Source organism: Amycolatopsis sp. NPDC051102, from assembly GCF_040682815.1.
Lineage (GTDB): Bacteria > Actinomycetota > Actinomycetes > Mycobacteriales > Pseudonocardiaceae > Amycolatopsis.
Genome location: NZ_JBFBBT010000011.1, coordinates 286,861 through 303,515, shown reverse-complemented (window position 1 = coordinate 303,515; position 16,655 = coordinate 286,861). Strand labels below are relative to the sequence as shown.

The following is a 16,655-nucleotide window of genomic DNA, read 5'->3' as shown; positions in this document are numbered from 1 at the left end:
TGACGGCTAGCGGCACGCTAGCGACGTTAGTCCGCCTTGTAAAAGGTTGCACCCACGTTGCCCTGTCGTTTCACCGTGGCAGGCGAGCCCCGGTGACTAAGCGTTCGTTCAGCCGCGCCTTTGCCACCGGCCACTCCGGCCGGAGCATCGAGTAGAGGACGGTGTCGCGCGACGACCCGTCCGGCCGGATCCGGTGCGCCCGCAGGACGCCTTCGCGAAGCGCGCCAAGACGTTCGATGGCGCGTTGCGAGCGAAGGTTGCGGACGTCGGTCTCCCATGCGACCCGTTGCGCACCAAGGGTTTCGAACGCGTGCGTCAGCAACAGCAGCTTCGACTCGGTGTTCAGCCCGGTGCGCTGCCAGTCCGCGCCGATCCACGTGTGGCCGATCGACAGGATCCGGTGCGCTTCGACGACCTGGTAGTACGACGTCGTCCCGGCGACCCGGCCGGAGGCGACGTCGATCTGCGCGAACGCCCGGCGCGCGGGGTCGGCGAGCGCCTGCTCGACCATCCGCTCCGCCGCCGGCAGATCCCCCGGCTGCCGGATGCTCAGCCACGTCCAGACGGCCGGGTCGGTCCCGGCCTCCAGCAGCCCCTTGGCGTGCTCGGGGGCCAACGGCTCCAGGCGGATGTGCTCGCCGGAGAGAATCGGTCGGGTGTTCCAGTCGCTCACGTGCTCACCCTAGATCGCCCAGTGGCTGCTCAGGATAGCCAGTTTCCGAGCATTTCCAGAGACCACTTGGGCGTTGCCTATGCTCGGCGGACCACGACGGAAAGGGCGGGCTCGATGGCGGAAGAGCGGGAAGAGCTGAGCTGGGAGCTGTTCGGCACGGCGAGCCGTGAACTGGCTCACACCATCGCCGAAGACGGCTTCGCGCCGGACCTCATCCTCTCCATCGCCCGCGGCGGCCTGTTCGTCGCCGGCGCTCTCGGCTACGCGCTCGACGTCAAGAACCTGCACGTGATGAACGTGGAGTTCTACACCGGCGTCGACCAGCGCCTCGACCTGCCGGTGATGCTGCCGCCGGTGCCCAACGTCGTCGACCTGACGAGCAAGAAGGTGCTGATCGCCGACGACGTCGCCGACACCGGCGCCACGCTCAAGCTGGTCCGCGACTTCTGCCTCGAGCACGTCGCCGAGGTCCGCTCGGCCGTCGTCTACGAGAAGCCGCACTCGACGGTCAAGTGCGAGTACGTCTGGCGGCACACCGGCCGCTGGATCAACTTCCCGTGGTCGGTCCTGCCGCCCGTGGTCACCCGCGAAGGCCAGGTCCTCGATGCCTGATCCGCTGAAGCCCCTCCTCGACCTCGAAGGCGTCGCGGCGGCGGCGAAGTCCGCCCAGGACGCCGTGTTCGCCGTCCACCGCCTCCCGGCGAACCTCCGCGGCGGCGCGGCGACGGCGGCGGAGGCGTCGGTGCGGGCCGCCCGCGCGTCCGCCGGCATCGAGGGCGCGAACCCGGAACTGCCCGCCGACGGTGCGGTCGACGACCCGGTCCTCGCCGGGGCGTTGCGCGTCGCGGAGACGCTCGAAACGCTGCTGCCGACGTGGCGCCGCGCGCCGCTGCAGGCGTTGGCGCGCCTGCACGTCCTCGCGGCGGCCGACCTCGTCGACGACGCGGATGCGTTGGGCCGCCCGCATTCCGGCGGCGGCCGCCTGGAGCTGCTCGCCCAGCTGGTGACCGGAGCGACGTCGGTTCCGGGCCCGGTCCTGACGGCGGTGGTGCACGGGGAACTGCTGGCGCTCAAGCCGTTCGGCAGCGCGGACGGCGTCGTCGCGCGCGCGGCCGCCCGCCTGACGATGGTCGCGACCGGTCTGGACCCGAAGTCCTTGAGCGTCCCGGAAGTGATGTTCTTCCGCCGCGTCCCGCGTTATCTCGAAGCAGCGCAAGGCTTCGCGAGCGGGACGCCCGAGGGCGTACGCGCGTGGCTGCTCTTCTGCTGCGAAGCGTTCGAAGCCGGTGCGCGCGAAGCGAAGTCCATTTCGGACGCGGCTTCCTGAGGCGTCAGGACAGCTTCGCCGACCACTTCTCTTCGATCCGCCCGAACCGCCACACGGCCAGCGCGACCACCCACGTCAGCACGAACAGCCCGACGATCCCGAACCCGACGTAGTCCAGGTTCACCGAAGCGATCGCGGCCAGCGGCCCGCTCGTGATGGCCAGCTTCTCGGCGAGGATCGACACCAGCTCGATGGTCCCGATGAGCAGCGCCACCGCGACCGACAGCGCGGTCACCGTGATGTTGTAGAAGATCTTGCGCACCGGTTTCGCGAACGCCCAGCCGTAGGCGAAGTTCATGAAGCAGCCGTCCACGGTGTCGAACAGGGTCATCCCGGCGGCGAACAGGACCGGCAGCACGAGGATCGCGTACCACGGCAGCGCGAACGTCGCCGCGCCCGCGGCCAGCACGAGCAGCCCGATTTCGGTCGCCGTGTCGAAGCCCAGCCCGAACAGCAGCCCGACCGGGTAGATGTGCCACGGCTTGCGCACGGCCTTCGTCGCGCCGCGCAGCAGCCGGTTCAGCACACCGCGGTTGTCCAGCTGGCGTTCGAGCGCGGCCTCGTCGAACTCGCCGCGGCGCATCTTCTTGAACACCCGCAGGATCCCGGCGAGCACCACGAGGTTCAGGATCGCGATCACGTACAGGAACACCCCGGACACCGACGTCCCGATCAGCCCGGTGGTCCGGTGCAGCGCCGAAGAGCCGTCCTCGACCTGCCCGGCCAGCGCGCGGACGCCGAGGGAGAGCAGCAGGCACAGCGCGAACACGATCGTCGAGTGCCCGAGCGAGAACCAGAACCCGACCGACAGCGGCCGCCGGCCGTCGGCCATCAGCTTGCGCGTCGTGTTGTCGATCGCGGCGATGTGGTCCGCGTCGAAGGCGTGCCGCATGCCCAGCGTGAACGCCGTGACGCCGAGCCCGATCCCGAACACGCCGGACGTGCCCAGCGCGTAGTGGCGCGGCACGACGAACGCCGTGAGCACGCCCCAGCCCACGACGTTCAGCAGCAGGATGAACCCGGCCATCCCGCCGACCGACACCCACTCGCGACGCGACAGCCCACGCCGCGAGTCCTCTGTCGTACCCGCCATCGCCACCCGCCCTTCCTCATCTGAGAGGTTAGGCAGATGAACAGATGAAGGGCAACGACATCCGAGGCTTCGCCCCGGGCCGGGGGCTCCGCCACCCGGAACCCCCGAAAGCCGTTAGCTCGCGCGCACCCTGAGAGTGTCCAGCGCCTTCCGCACGTGCCCGCCGACCGCGTGCAACGCCTTCGCCGCACTCTTCACGTCTTCGCCGGACAGCAGGTGCACCAGCGCCACCTTGAGGTCGCCCCCGGCCTCGGTGAGCGCGTCCGAGCAGTCCGCCATCGTCATGCCGGTGGCTTCCTGCAGGATCCGGATGGTCCGGCCGCGCAGCTTCGCGTTGGTGGCCCGCATGCTGACCATCAGGTTCGAGTAGGTCCGGCCCAGCTTGATCATCGTCGCCGTGGAGAACGACGTCAGGATCATCTTCTGGGCCGTGCCCGCCTTCATCCGGGTCGAGCCGGCGATCGCCTCGGGGCCCGTGTCGACGGCGATGAGCACGTCGACGCCCGCCGGCTTGGCGGCCTTCGGGTTGCCCGACACCAGGCCGGTGCGGGCGCCCTGGCGCGACGCGGCCAGCAGCGCGCCCAGCACGTACGGCGTCCTGCCCGACGCCGTCAGCCCCAGCACGAAGTCGCCGGGCTGGACCATCGCGGCCATCTCGGCCGCCCCGGCCGCCGAGTCGTCCTCGGCGTTTTCGACGGCGTGGCGCAGCGCGCGCTCGCCGCCGGCGTGGTGCGCGATGAACCAGTCGCCCGGCACGTTGAACGTCGGCACCAGCTCGGCCGCGTCCAGGGTGGCCAGGCGCCCGGACGTGCCCGCGCCGACGTAGTGCACCCGGCCGCCGGCCCGCAGGGCGTCGACCGCGTAGTCCACGGCGTGCGCCACCTGGGGCAGCACCGCGGCGACGGCACCGGGGACCGTGCGGTCCTCGGCGTTGATCGCACCCAGGATCCCCGCGGTGGACATCAGGTCGATGTCCTTGGTGCGGGGATTGCGGGTCTCGGTCGGCGAATCGACGTGCACCGCCTGCATGGGGACGGTCATCATGCGCCTCACTTTTTCTCCGGGCATTACTTGCCGGTTTCCCGCGGACGGCGACGACCGTCCGGCCTGACCCCCAAGCGGTGCGAGCCGACGGCGTCCCTGGTCGCGTCCAGGGCGCTGACCGACGCGTCCATGTGCCGCTGCGCGACGCCGATGAACAGGCAGTCGATGACGGTGAGCTGGGCGATGCGGCTCGCCGTCGCTCCCGACCGGAACGTGGTTTCCCGGGCCGCGGTCGTCAAAACGTGGTCGGCGACCTCGGTGATCGGGGAGCGCGGGAAGTTCGTCACGGCGATGGTGACCGCGCCGTGCTCGCGCGCCACGCGCAGCGCCTCGACGGTGTCGGTGGTCGCGCCGGTGTGCGAGACGCCGATCGCGACGTCACCGGGGCTCAGCACCGCGGCCGAGGTGAGCATGATGTGCGTGTCCGACCACGCGAAGCACACGCGGCCGATGCGGTGCAGCTTCTGCTGCAGGTCGGCGGCGACGAACGCGCTGGCGCCCACGCCGTAGACGTCCACGCGGCCGGCACTCGCGACGGCCGCGATCACCTGCTCCAGCGTGGCGATGTCGAGCTGGTCGGCCGTCTCCTCGACGGCTCGCGCGTCGGCGAAGCTGACCTTGCCGATCACGGCGGCCAGGTCGTCCTCCGGGCCGATCTCGCCGCCGAGGTTGCGCGTGGTGCGCGCCTCGGTGCGGGCGGTGTCCGCGGCCAGCGCGATGCGCAGCTGCGGGTACCCGCCGACGCCGACGGCCTTGCAGAACCGCGTCACCGTGGTCTCACTCGTGTTGGCGGCCAGGGCCACCTCGGTGATGCTGCGTCTCGCCACGTGGGCGGGATCTTCCAGCACCACCTTGGCCACGCGCTGCTCGGCGCGGGCCAGGCCGGGGAGCAGAGACCGGATCCGCACCAGCGGGCTGGAGTCGGCGTCTCGTCCGGCCGTCTGGACCGATACGGGCTCGGACGGTGCCGGGCCGACTACGGATTCGGTATCACTCACCGTCGGAAAGTTACTAACCGTTGGCATCTGCGACAAGGCTACCCACACCCTTCGGTCTTATCGCAACCCGTCCGTGTCTGCGGATCTGGATTTGCGATTAATCACTGACCAGAAAGTCGCCAACCAGGTCGACCTTGTTAACGAGGTCAAGCTAACGACTTGGCAACTTAGTGTCGCGATGCAAGCGGCAAGCGGACGGTAAATTCGTGCTGACGGTCGACGTTCGGCAACCTCGTGGTCACCGAGAGCTCAACTGCCAACCCTCCGCGACGAAAACCGAGGGGTCTCGTTCACCGTCGAGGAGTGATCGGCCGCTCTCGGTGACTTTCACACTGTCGACGGAAACTCCGCGGCCCGTGTAACTCGGGTCGGTGCTGTAACGCCAGCGCAGGCTCACTGCCGAGCCTTGCGGCAGCGTGCCCACCGCCCGCCACCAGGTGCGGTGCCCGTGTCCGGAGAGCGACGTCACAGCTCCGGAGGGTGCTCCCGGTCCCGTGACCGTCAACGTGATCGGTTGCCAGTTAACGCCGTCGGTGCTGGCCTGCAGCTGAAGTGGATCACTCGGGCCTTCGGTATCCACGAAGGCGGCGAACGAGACGCGCGCCTGATCACTTTGCGTGGTGAACGCCCGGGTGCTCAGCGTAGCGACGGCGGCGTTACCCAGGGTGCTCGTCCAGGCGTCCTTCCCGGCGACCGGCCGCACGGCCATCGCCCTGGCCAGCGACGTCGCCCACACCTGGCGGGCGGTGTTGATCGAGCCCCAGCTGCGCGTCGGGTGCACCCGGTTGGTCAGCAGGATCGCGAACGACCGGGACTCCGGGTCGATGACCAGCGTCGTTCCGGTGAAGCCGGTGTGCCCGGCGGTGACCGGCGACGCCAGCGCGCCCATGTACCAGGGCTGGTCGAGCTCGAAGCCGAGGCCGTGCGAGTCGTCCGGGAACTGCTGGTTGTAGTTCTTCAGCATCTGCCGGACGGTCTCCTGCCCCAGGATCCGGTGCCCGCGGTAGCTGCCGCCGTTGAGGATCGCTTGGGCGAGGTTCGCCATGTCGCTCGCCGTGCTGAACACGCCGGCGTGCCCGGCGACGCCGCCCAGCGACCAGGCGTTCTCGTCGTGCACGCTGCCGCGCACCATCCCGCGCGGCGGGTTCGCCTCGAACTCCGTCGCGGCGATCCGGCCCAGCTTCGCCGCGGGCGGGTTGTAACCGGTGTCGGCCATGCCCAGCGGCGCGGTGATCCGGTCGTGGACGACCTTGTCGAGGGACTGCCCGGTCATCTTCTCGACGATGAAGCCGAGCGTCAGCAGGTTGATGTCCGAGTAGAGGTACGTCGTGCCCGGCTTGTTCTTCAGCGGGCTGTCGAGCACGGCCTGCCGCCGCGACGGGATGTCCGGGTAACCCGCCCACAGCGACGGGATCGGGTCGGCGTCGAACCCGGAGACGTGCGTGAGCAGCATCTTGACCGTGATGGCGGCCTTGTCGCCGGTGGCGAACTCCGGGAAGAACCGGCTGACCGGGGTGTCGATGGTGAGCTGCCCGCGTTCGACCAGCTGGAGCACGGCGATCGAGGTGAACAGCTTCGAGATCGACGCCATGTCGAAGATGGTGTCGTTCCGCATCGGGACCTGCTGGTCGGCGGGCAGTTCGGTGCCCTTGGCGTCGGCGTACCGCAGCGCGCCGCCGACGGCGTACCGGTCGACGACCACGCCGTCGTGCGCGAGCAGGCCGACCGCGCCGGAGAAGTGCGGGTGCCCGGTGGCGTCCGGCTTCGTCCAGCTCGCCAGGAAGTCCTCGGCCGCCCGGATCGGCGCGGGGTCCAGGTTGACGTCCTGCGGCCGGCCGTCGCGCAGCGTCGTCCACGGCGGGGCGAACCCGTGCTGTGGCCGGTCGAAGCGGCCTGCCGCCGGATCGTGGCTGGTGATGGCGCCGGCTCCCGAAGTCAACGTGGTCAGCGCGACCAGCACTCCGGTGGCCGCGACGAGGACCTTCCTAGCACGCATGAGTCTCCCCCTCAGCGGTAGAGCAGGTAGCGGCGACGTTTCCGGTCGAACTCGGCCAGCTCGGCCCGCCAGGCCCCGGTGACCTCGTCGACGCCCGCGCCGGCGTCGACCATGGTCCGGAGCCGGTCGGACCCGGAGAGCTTGTCGATGTAGTTGTCGGGGCGCCAGGCGAAGACGTCCGGGTGCAGCGCCTTCGCCGTGACGAGCATGGCGACCGCGGTCCGGATCGCGTCGAAGGCCCGCGGGTCCTCGACGCTCACCTGCACGCCCCCGCACGTCTGGTTGACGAACTTGCTGAACGTCGGGACGAAGTAGGTCTCGCGGAACCGGGCGCCGGGCAGGGCCAGGTCCTCGAGCTTCTCGCGCCAGCGCCAGTCGAGCCCGGGCGCGCCGATGATCTCGAACGGCCGGGTCGTGCCGCGGCCCTCGGAGAACACCGTGCCTTCGAACATCCCGGTGCCGGGGTAGACGAGTGCCGTGTCCGGCGTCGGCATGTTCGGGCTCGGCAGCACCCAGTTCAGCCCGGTGCGCGCGAAGAGCGTGTCGCGCTGCCAGCCGCGCACCTGGACGACGTCGAGCTTCACGCCTTCGCCCGGCAGGAACTCTCCGGCGAAGAAGCGGGCGAGCTCGCCGACGGTCATGCCGTGCTGCTGGGCGATCGGCTGCCGCCCGATCCCGGAGGCGAACTTCGGGTCGAGCACCGGCCCGGCCGCGCGGCCGCCGAGCGGATTCGGCCGGTCGAGCACGACGAGGGCGGCGTCGACCTTCGCGGCCGCCACCATCGCGGTGTAGAGCGACCAGATGTAGGTGTAGAAGCGCGCGCCGACGTCGGCGATGTCGAACACGACCGTGTCGACGCCTGCCTTGGTGAACAGCGAAGCGAGCTTCGTCGCGTCGACGCCGTACGCGTCGTACACCGGAACGCCGGTGCGAGGGTCGGTGTAGTCGCCCTCGGACCCGCCGGCCTGCGCGCTGCCGCGGAAGCCGTGCTCGGGCCCGAAGGCCGCGACCGGCTTGACGCCGGCCGCGACCATCGAGTCGACGATGTGGTCGCCGTTCAGCAGGACGCCGGTCGGGTTGGACAGGACGCCGAGCTTGCGGCCCCGGAAGGGCCGCCAGCCCTGCGCGGCCAGCTGCTCCGCGCCGGTGACGACGTGCCGTTCGGCCGGCCCGGCCTGTCCCGGCTGTCCGGGCTGCTCCGGTTGTCCGGGCTGGGCGCCGGCGACGGCTGAGCCGCCCGAGAGCGCCGGGACGGTGAGCGCGCTCGCGCCGAGGAAGTGGCGTCGGCTGAGGTTCACCAGGTCAGCCCGTGGCCGAACGGGTACTTCACGGTCTTCAGGTCGGCTCCCGCCGGGATGTCGACCGGCAGCTTCCCGACCGGTTTCGTCTCGCCGAGGATCACCTTGGCCAGCGCCTCCAGGGTGGGCGTGATGTAGCCGTAGGTGGCCAGCCAGGTCTTCACCGTGGTCGGGTAACCGGCGTCGTAGGGGATCTGCGCGGCGACCGCGACGACCGGCTTGCCGGCGGCCTGGAGGGCGTCGAGCAGCTTCGTCTGCCGGGGGAAGGCGCCGATGTTGTTGGTCAGCACGACGACCAGGTCGGCTGTCCCGGCGTTGGCGACGGCCTGGGCGATCTGGGCGTCGGTCGGCGCCTGGCCGGTCGGGTAGGCCGTCGCGGCCGTGCCGTGGGCGGTCAGCTTCTGCGCGAGGGACGCCGTCGTGGTGACGCCCCAGCCGGTGACGAGCGCGGTCGCGGGCTTCTGCGTCAGCGGCAGGACACCGGCGTCGTTCGCGATGGCCGTGATGCCGCGGTCGGCGATGTCCTGCGCGGTCTTGAGGCTCGACGGGACGCCGACGGTCTTCATCACCCGGTTCGGGTCGACGAACGGCGAGAACAGGATGCCGCGCTCGAACTTCAGCTTCAGCACGCGCAGCACGCTCTGGTCGATCCGCCACATCGGGATGTCGCCGGACCTGACGGCGGCGAGGACCGAGTTGATCGCGACGTCGAGGTGCACCGGCATGAGCAGCTGGTCGACGCCGGCCTTCAGCGCGAGGACCGGGATCTCGGCGTCGCTGTGCATCTCCCGCACGCCCTGCATCTCGAGGGAGTCGGTGATGACGACGCCGTTGTAGCCGAGTTCGCCCCGCAGCTTGCCGGTGACGATCGGCTTCGACAGCGTCGCGGGCTCCAGCGACGGGTCGAGGCTCGGGAACTGGATGTGCGCGGTCATGATCGAGTCGATGCCGGCCTTGATGGCGGCCTTGAACGGCGGCACGTCGATGTCGCGCCACGCCTGCTCGGTGCGGTCGATCCGCGGCAGGCCGGTGTGGCTGTCGGTGGCGGCGTCGCCGTGGCCGGGGAAGTGCTTGGCCGTGGCCGCGACGGTCTTCGTCGGCAGGCCGGAGTCCTGGTAGCCCTTGACCTCGGCGGCGACGAACTGGCTCGCGAGGCCGGGCTGCCCGGCGAACGAGCGCACCCCGATGACCGGGTTGGCGGGGTTCGAGTTGACGTCGGAGTCGGGCGCGAAGTCCTGGTTGATGCCGACGGCCCGCAGTTCGTGCCCGAGGATCGTGGCGGCCTTCGTCGCGCGGTTCGCGTCCCGCCCGGCCGAGATGGCCATGGAGTTCGGGAACTCGGTGGCCGGCGCGCCCATCCGGGTCACGGTGCCACCTTCCTGGTCGGCCGCGATCTGCAGCGGGATGTGCGCCCCGCTGCTGACGGCGGCCTTCTGCAGGCCGTTCGACAGCTTGGCGACCTGCACGGGGTCGTCGAAGTTGTCGCGGGTGTCGTTGTTGAAGTAGATGACACCGCCGAGGTGGTACTTCTCGATCACCTGAGCGGGGGTGTCGACGCCGAAGTCGGTCTGGTTCTTCGGGTTGACCTCGTCGGCGGTCTTGCCGTTCACCCAGGTGACGAACAGCTGCCCGACCTTCTGTTCGAGCGTCAGCCCGCGCAGCGCCTGCGTCGCCGCGGCTTCCGCGCTCACCGCGGGCGAACTCGCCGCGGTCGCAACACCCACACCGGTGAGGGCGAGCACCCCCGCGACGGGCAGGGCGAGCGCATGGAACCTCCGATTTCGGGTCGTCACGACCAGCCTCCCAGAAGTAGCGGGCGCCGGTCGGGACGTCAGAAGTCCACTCGGAGGCGCCAGTATCGGGAAGCTACTCACCGAATCCGGCGATGTCCATCGACCGACCGCACGAACGGTCCAGTCGTACCCGGATCGGTAAGAAAGCGCCCCCACGCTGCGGCCGAACGAGTGACGAGCCGAGTTCCGCCCTCAATCACGTGAGTGACGCCCCCAGTCACGCGAGTCCCGCCCCGCCGCACACGTGATGCCCCGCCAGTCACGCATGATGCCCCGCGGATCACGCGAGGTGCGCGTCCCGGCGCAGCGGAATGCCCCCGAATAGACGAGGCGGCGCCCGTAGCCATAGGCCACGGGCGCCGCCTGCAAAGCGCGAACTTCTCGGGCGACCAAGCGTGCAACTCTGGTCGTACCTACATGGACTCGGCGTGTGGCGTCCCACTACGCAGTCCCTAGACGACGAGCCTCCCGCGGCGCGCTGCGCGTGGGTACCCGGAGTCCGCGCACGGAGGTTTGCCGGGGTGGAACAGGCTTCTCTTCTACCTGCTCCCTGGCCGACCGAACGTCCGCACCTACTTTCTACGCCGTGAGCCCGGTCACTTCAAGTGCGCGGACGGGTGCACCGGTACAGAGGCTGGATCGGGTGACACCGGCACCCTGCGCGACGGACAATTCGGGGCTGGGCCAAGCAAAGGGGCAGGCGTAGGGCTGTGTGGGTGGCGGCTGTGCGGCTATCGGGACCGACGGCGACGGCTGAGGCCGTACCAGGTCGCGCCGGCGGCCACCGCGCCCACGCCGAGCGCCACGATTCCGGCCGATCGGGCCGGCAGCCGGGTGCGCAGCGACATCGGCCGCTCGAAGGCCAGGATCGGCCAGCCGCGGTCGAGGGCCTCGCGCCGCAGGAGCTTGTCCGGGTTGACCGCGTGCGGGTGCCCGACGACCTCGAGCAGCGGGATGTCGGTGCTCGAATCCGTGTACGCGAAGCACTCGGCGAGGTCGTAGCCGTGCGTGGCGGCGAGCTGCTTCGCGGCGACGGCCTTGTTCGCGCCGTAGCAGTAGAAGTCGACTTCGCCGGAGTAGCGGCCGTCGACGATCTGCATCCGCGTGGCGACGCTCCGGTTCGCGCCGAGCATCTCCGCGACCGGCGCGACGACCTCCTCGCCGGTCGCCGACAGCACGATCACGTCGTGGCCGTCCGCGCGGTGGCGCGCGATCAGCTCCGCCGCCTCGGCGTACACGAGCGGATCGACGACGTCGTGCAGCGTCTCGCGGACGATCGCGGAAACCTGCGCGACGTCCCAGCCGGCGCACAGCGCGGAAACCTCGGCGCGCAGGCGCTCGGTCTTGTTCTCGTCGGCGCCGGCGAGTGAGAACACCAGTTGCGCGTACGCACTGCGCAATGCGGCGCGACGGTTGATCAATCCTTCTTTCAGCAAAGGCTTGCTGAACGCCAGCGCGCTCGACGAAGCGATGATCGTCTTGTCCAGGTCGAAGAACGCGGCCACCGCGTGCTCCGGGCCCGGCTTCCGGATGCGCGACGGCGCGCTGCTCGGTTCGGCCACCTGCCCAGGATAGGAGCTTGATCGACGTACGTCCCGTTGATCCACCACGCGCGCGTCGCGGCGGCGGAAAATCCATGACAGGCAGGCACTTCGGGCGCGCTGTGCCGTTACCGAACTGTGTGCCTCGCCCGGTGCGCGAACCGGCGCTCGGCGGAGTTACAGTGAGGGAGTCCGGTGTCCAACCGGGCCGGTTCAGTCCGACCCCCCGGGGCTGAACCCACGGCGGCCCCCGTCCCTCCCCCCTGGCGGGGGCCGCCCTCTTACCTTCCGTTTGCCTTCACCGGTTTTCTTTCCGCGGCCGATTCCGGCGCGCCGGATCTTCTTGCCTTCTCCTTACCTTCGGCGATTTCCGTCATCGGCCGGACGCCGGTCGTGAGCGAAGCCGTATGCGGATATCCGGGCGCATTTCCGCCGCAGGTGCGTCACGTGCGGGCGCGATCCTGCCACCGCCCACCGACAGAACCGGCCCGCGAGCGGGTCCCCGGGCGCAAGTTGTCCACAACACCCCGGTTGTCCACAGCCGGCCACCCACCCCGTTGTGCCACCGAAGCCCCACCCGCGACGGTGGAACCCGGGCCACCCACGGCCCGCACCGACGACGGGGGAGGAACGCATGACGGGGGAACGACCACTGGTGGTCGCCGCGGACGAAACCGTGCTCGACGAGATACTGCGCGTGGCGGCGGTCGCGGGCTGCGAACTCGACCGGGCACCGGATCTGACCGCGGCCCGCGGGCACTGGGCCAGGGCGCCACTGGTGGTGCTCGACGAAGAAGCCGCGCGGCTGGCCCCCGTGCTGCCCCGGCGTGGCGGGGTCGTCCTGGTCTGCAAAGGCAGCCCGGGCCAGGCGACGTGGGAGCACGCGTTCCGCTGCGGCGTCGAGCGCGTGATCTCGTTGCCGGACGAGGAGGCCGATCTCGCCGGCACGTTCGCCGACGTCGTCGAGACACCGGCGGAGGAAGCCGGCCTGGTGCTCGGCGTGATCGGTGGCCGGGGCGGCGCGGGGGCATCCGTCTTCGCCGCGGCACTGGCGCTGGCGGCCGACCGCGGCCCGGGCGGCGCCCTGCTGGTGGACTGCGACCCCCTCGGCGGCGGCCTGGATGTGTTGCTGGGCCTGGAAAAGGCCCCGGGACCACGCTGGCCAGACGTCCGGTTGAGCGGCCGCATCTCGGTGTCATCGCTCGCGGCGGTCCTGCCACGCCGAAGGCATAGCGGCGGCAGTCTCCCGGTGCTGGCGTGCGGCAAGGAGGACGAAGGCCCGGCGGTCGAGTCGCTGTCGGCGGTCGTGTCCGCGGGCCGCCGCACGGGCCGCACGGTGGTGTGCGACCTGCCCCGCACCCTCGGCGGCGCGGCCGCGGAAGCGGTTGCGGTGGCCGACCTGGTGGTCCTGGTGGTCCCGACGGAGGTCAGGGCATGCCTGGCGGCAAAGGAGGTCCTGCACCGGCTGTCGGACCTGACGGCCCGCCTCGGCGTGGTCGCGTGTGGACGGTCGCGGGTAGGAGCAGCAGCAGCCCGCACGGCGGCTCTCCTCGGCCCACCCCTGCTGGCGACGATGCGCCCGGAGCGCGGCCTGGCAGCGGAGGTGGAGCGCGGCGAGTTCCCGGCCAAGCCATCGGGCCCCCTGACAACGGCGGCGGCCAAGGTCCTGACGGCAGCTCGCCGCGAAGCCCGGACGGCGTCCCGATGACGGCCCCCGCCGACCTCCGCCGGCCGAGCCGCCCGGTCAGCGTGGGCGAGCTCCTGCTCCCAGCGGTCCTGCACCTGACAACCCGAGGCCCCCAGAGCGCGAGAACCTTCTCGACGTTGCTGGCATCCTCGCCCGCCTCCGGCAGTCCGGCTGCGGCGCAACCCACCGCCGGACCCGTGTCGCCGCCCGAGCCGGCCCCGCCCCGGATCTCTTCCCCGTCGAGCGGCAACCCACGGCACCCGCGTGCGGGCACCCGTGTCACGGCCGGCCCGACCCCGAATCCGATCCAGGCGGTGAGCTCATGACGACCGAATTCGTGGACCGCGTCCGCAACCGCCTCGCCGGCGACCGCGGTCAGTCCGAGCCGGCCCACGCCGACGATGCCGCCCCGGCGAGCCCGGCGGAGGCACCGACCCAGCTCCCTTTCTCCGCGAGCGGCAACCCATGGCACCCGCGTGCGGGCACCCGTGTCACGGCCGGCGCGACCCCGAATCCGATCCAGGCGGTGAGCTCATGACGACCGAATTCGTGGACCGCGTCCGCAACCGCCTCGCCGGCGACCGTCGCCAGGCCGACCCGATCGCCGTCGCCACCGCGGTCCGCGCCGAAGGAGGCGGCGTCCTCGGCCACGACGCCGCGCTCGACGCGGCCCGCCAAGCCCGCGACGAGTTCGTCGGCCCCGGCCCGCTGGCCCCGCTCCTCGACGACCCGGCGACCACCGACGTGCTCGTCACCGGCCCGGACGAGGTCTGGACGGACGGCCCGGCCGGCCTCAAGCGCACCGGCATCCACTTCGACGGCGAGGAATCCGTCCGCCGGCTGGCCCAGCGCCTCGCCCTCGTGGCGGGCCGGCGCCTCGACGACGCCCAGCCGTACGTGGACGGCTGGCTGCCCGGCTCCGGCCCCCACGGCCGCATCCGCCTGCACGCCGTCCTCCCACCGATCGCGTCCGGCGGCACGTGCTTGTCCCTCCGCATCCTGCGCCCGGCGACGCACGACCTCACCACCCTCGGCGAACTGGGCGCGTTCGACGCCGACGGCGCGAAACTCCTACGCACGGTCGTTTCGCGGCGGATGGCGTTCCTCGTCACCGGCGGCACGGGCGCGGGCAAGACCACTCTCCTGGCGGCCCTGCTGGGCGCGGTCGACCCGGGCGAGCGGATCGTCTGCGTCGAGGACGCCGGCGAGCTCCGCCCCGCGCACCCGCAGTTCGTCAGCCTGGTCGCCCGTCCGGCCAATGTGGAGGGTGCGGGCGCGGTCGGCCTGCCCGAGCTCGTGCGCCAGGCGCTGCGCATGCGCCCGGACCGGCTGGTGGTCGGCGAGGTCCGCGGCGCCGAGGTCGGCGCCCTGCTCACGGCGCTCAACACCGGCCACGACGGCGGCGCGTGCACGGTCCACGCCAATTCCCCGGCCGAGGTACCGGCCCGCATCGAGGCACTGGCCGCGCTCGGCGGCCTCGGCCGCGACGCGGTGCACAGCCAGCTGGTCGCCGCGATCCGCGTGGTGCTGCACATGCGGCGCGAACCAGGCGGCCGCCGGCGCCTCGCCGAAGTCGGCGTGCTGCGCACCGAACGCGGCCGCGCCCGAGTCGTACCGGTGTGGCGCGCGGGCCGCTGGACGGTCGATCGCCACCTCTTCGCCACAGCATCCCTTTGCTGATCAACGGTTTCCCCGAAACGAAAGGAGGCAGCGATGATCACCCCGTGGGTGCCGCTGTGCGCGGGAGCGGCCCTGGCCTGCTGGCCGGCAGCGCCGACCCGCCTCCAGGCCGCGATCGAGCAACCGGCGACCATCCGGATGCCCGGCGTGTGGCGCACCATCCGCTGGCTGCTCCCGGCCGCCCTCGCCGGACTGCTCGCCGGCCCCGGCGGCGCGATCGCGGCCGGCGTGCTGACGCTGGCGTGGAGCCAGGAGTGGCGAGCCCACCGCCGAGCCACGGCGGACCTGGCGATGGCGGCACACACGGCAACGGCGTTGCGGACGATGGTGGCCGAGCTCCGATCCGGAGCCCACCCGATAACGGCAGCGGAAGCAGCGGCCGACGCGGTTCCCCCGATCGCGGCCGACCTCCAAGCACTGGCAACGGCGGCCCGCCTCGACACCGAGCTGAGCACCCCAGCCTTCCCGCAGCTGGCAGCGGCGTGGAAGCTGGGCAACCGCCACGGCCTCCCCATGGCCGACGTCCTGGACGCAACCCGCCGCGACGCCGAAGCAGCCCTGACCTTCGCGCGCCGCGCCCGGGCAAAGCTGGCAGGCCCGCAAGCAAGCGCGGCAGTCCTCACCGCCCTCCCGCTCCTGTGCGTGCTGCTGGGCCAAGCCATGGGCGCGGCCCCGCTCCCGGTACTGGCAGGCACCACACCCGGCCAGCTCCTGCTGGTCGCGGGAAGCACCCTGCTCTGGGCAGGCACGGCCTGGTGCCGGGCCCTCACCGGACGGGCACGGATCCGATGAACGCGACCGCCCTCCTCCTGCTCGCCGGAGCTCTGCTCAGCTGGCCGGACAGCGCCATCGCGCGGCGCTTCGCCTGGCTGACCGGCATGCAGGAACCCGACCCCACTCGCAAGCGGCACAGCGCCATCCCATACATCGCGGCCGCGCTGGGTGGCGCCTCAGCCGCAGTCCTGATCGGTGGAATCACCGGCGCAGTGTCGGGCGCGGCCCTGACCGCGACCGGCTGGTGGGCGATCCGCCGGACCCGCCGCCCGCGACCACCGGTCCTGGACATCGCCGCCAGGCTGCGGCTGGCAGGAACGCTCGACCTCCTCGCCGCCTGCCTGCGCGCGGGGCTGCCGGTGCCGTCGGCGCTCGACGCCGTGGCCGGCACCGCGCCCGCCCCAGCGGATGCGGCGCTGAACTCGACCGCCGGGCTGCTCGCCCTCGGCTCCCGGCAGGACGAGGCATGGGCGCCGGTGCGAGCGATCCAGGGCCTCGGTGAGCTGGCGGCCGCGGCGATCCGGACGTCCCGCTCGGGCGCGGCCTTCGCCGCGGCTGCCGGCGACCTCGCCGGACGTGTCCGTGACGAGCTGGCCACGGAGGCGGAGGAGCGCGCCGAGCGGGCCGGTGTGGCGCTGGCCCTGCCGGTCGGCCTGTGTTTCCTGCCCGCCTTCTTCTGCCTGGGCGTGCTGCCGGTCGTCCTCGGCCTGGCCGGACGGCTCGGCCCGCTCTTCTGACCCCAAGACTGAAG

Annotated in this window: 15 protein-coding genes; 7 read left to right on the top strand and 8 right to left on the bottom strand. The window is 71.6% G+C overall.

Going from position 1 to position 16,655, the window contains the following annotated elements; genetic code table 11:
- Nucleotides 1-70 precede the first annotated feature (70 nt).
- Entirely contained in the window at nt 71-673 is a 603-nt protein-coding gene (locus tag AB0M93_RS29330; protein WP_364278793.1) for a GNAT family protein, read from the bottom strand.
- A 114-nt stretch (nt 674-787) separates the two neighbouring features.
- On the opposite strand from AB0M93_RS29330, the gene AB0M93_RS29325 reads away from it, so the two are divergent.
- Nucleotides 788-1,285 (top strand): phosphoribosyltransferase, encoded by a 498-nt coding sequence (locus AB0M93_RS29325; protein ID WP_364278791.1) that lies wholly within the window; start codon nt 788-790, stop codon nt 1,283-1,285.
- Nucleotides 1,278-2,000 carry an oxidoreductase gene (locus AB0M93_RS29320; protein WP_364278789.1) on the top strand — a complete coding sequence of 241 codons (723 nt, stop codon included), beginning with the start codon at nt 1,278-1,280 and terminating at the stop codon, nt 1,998-2,000. The genes AB0M93_RS29325 and AB0M93_RS29320 overlap by 8 nt, the downstream gene beginning before the upstream one ends.
- A 4-nt stretch (nt 2,001-2,004) precedes the next feature.
- On the opposite strand, the gene AB0M93_RS29315 is transcribed toward AB0M93_RS29320, so the two are convergent.
- The 7 genes from AB0M93_RS29315 to AB0M93_RS29285 form a co-directional block, all read right to left on the bottom strand.
- Entirely contained in the window at nt 2,005-3,093 is a 1,089-nt protein-coding gene (locus tag AB0M93_RS29315) for a HoxN/HupN/NixA family nickel/cobalt transporter (protein ID WP_364278787.1), read from the bottom strand.
- A gap of 114 nt (nt 3,094-3,207) precedes the next feature.
- A complete protein-coding gene (locus AB0M93_RS29310) occupies nt 3,208-4,137 on the bottom strand; it encodes an N-acetylmuramic acid 6-phosphate etherase (RefSeq protein ID WP_364278784.1) in 930 nt (309 codons plus the stop codon).
- A 23-nt stretch (nt 4,138-4,160) separates the two neighbouring features.
- Entirely contained in the window at nt 4,161-5,162 is a 1,002-nt protein-coding gene (locus AB0M93_RS29305; protein WP_364278781.1) for a MurR/RpiR family transcriptional regulator, read from the bottom strand.
- A gap of 211 nt (nt 5,163-5,373) precedes the next feature.
- Nucleotides 5,374-7,131, bottom strand: a complete 1,758-nt coding sequence (locus tag AB0M93_RS29300) for a serine hydrolase domain-containing protein (RefSeq protein WP_364278778.1) — start codon at nt 7,129-7,131, stop codon at nt 5,374-5,376.
- An 11-nt stretch (nt 7,132-7,142) separates the two neighbouring features.
- Entirely contained in the window at nt 7,143-8,429 is a 1,287-nt protein-coding gene (locus AB0M93_RS29295) for a DUF1343 domain-containing protein (protein ID WP_364278775.1), read from the bottom strand.
- Nucleotides 8,426-10,171 carry a glycoside hydrolase family 3 protein gene (locus AB0M93_RS29290; protein ID WP_364278902.1) on the bottom strand — a complete coding sequence of 582 codons (1,746 nt, stop codon included), beginning with the start codon at nt 10,169-10,171 and terminating at the stop codon, nt 8,426-8,428. Before AB0M93_RS29290 ends, AB0M93_RS29295 begins: the two co-directional genes overlap by 4 nt.
- A gap of 782 nt (nt 10,172-10,953) precedes the next feature.
- Nucleotides 10,954-11,784 (bottom strand): HAD family hydrolase, encoded by an 831-nt coding sequence (locus AB0M93_RS29285; protein WP_364278772.1) that lies wholly within the window; start codon nt 11,782-11,784, stop codon nt 10,954-10,956.
- Nucleotides 11,785-12,397: 613 nt separating this feature from the next.
- On the opposite strand from AB0M93_RS29285, the gene ssd reads away from it, so the two are divergent.
- The 5 genes from ssd to AB0M93_RS29260 all read left to right on the top strand — a co-directional run bounded on the left by ssd (nt 12,398) and on the right by AB0M93_RS29260 (nt 16,641).
- Entirely contained in the window at nt 12,398-13,471 is a 1,074-nt protein-coding gene (gene ssd, locus AB0M93_RS29280; protein ID WP_364278769.1) for a septum site-determining protein Ssd, read from the top strand.
- Between the two features lie 301 nt (nt 13,472-13,772).
- Complete coding sequence (locus AB0M93_RS29275; protein ID WP_364278766.1) at nt 13,773-13,988, top strand: hypothetical protein; 216 nt, start codon at nt 13,773-13,775, stop codon at nt 13,986-13,988.
- Complete coding sequence (locus AB0M93_RS29270; RefSeq protein WP_364278763.1) at nt 13,985-15,130, top strand: TadA family conjugal transfer-associated ATPase; 1,146 nt, start codon at nt 13,985-13,987, stop codon at nt 15,128-15,130. Before AB0M93_RS29275 ends, AB0M93_RS29270 begins: the two co-directional genes overlap by 4 nt.
- A gap of 33 nt (nt 15,131-15,163) precedes the next feature.
- Nucleotides 15,164-15,922 carry a type II secretion system protein gene (locus AB0M93_RS29265; RefSeq protein WP_364278760.1) on the top strand — a complete coding sequence of 253 codons (759 nt, stop codon included), beginning with the start codon at nt 15,164-15,166 and terminating at the stop codon, nt 15,920-15,922.
- Entirely contained in the window at nt 15,919-16,641 is a 723-nt protein-coding gene (locus AB0M93_RS29260) for a type II secretion system F family protein (RefSeq protein WP_364278758.1), read from the top strand. The genes AB0M93_RS29265 and AB0M93_RS29260 overlap by 4 nt, the downstream gene beginning before the upstream one ends.
- The last annotated feature ends 14 nt before the right edge of the window (nt 16,642-16,655 follow it).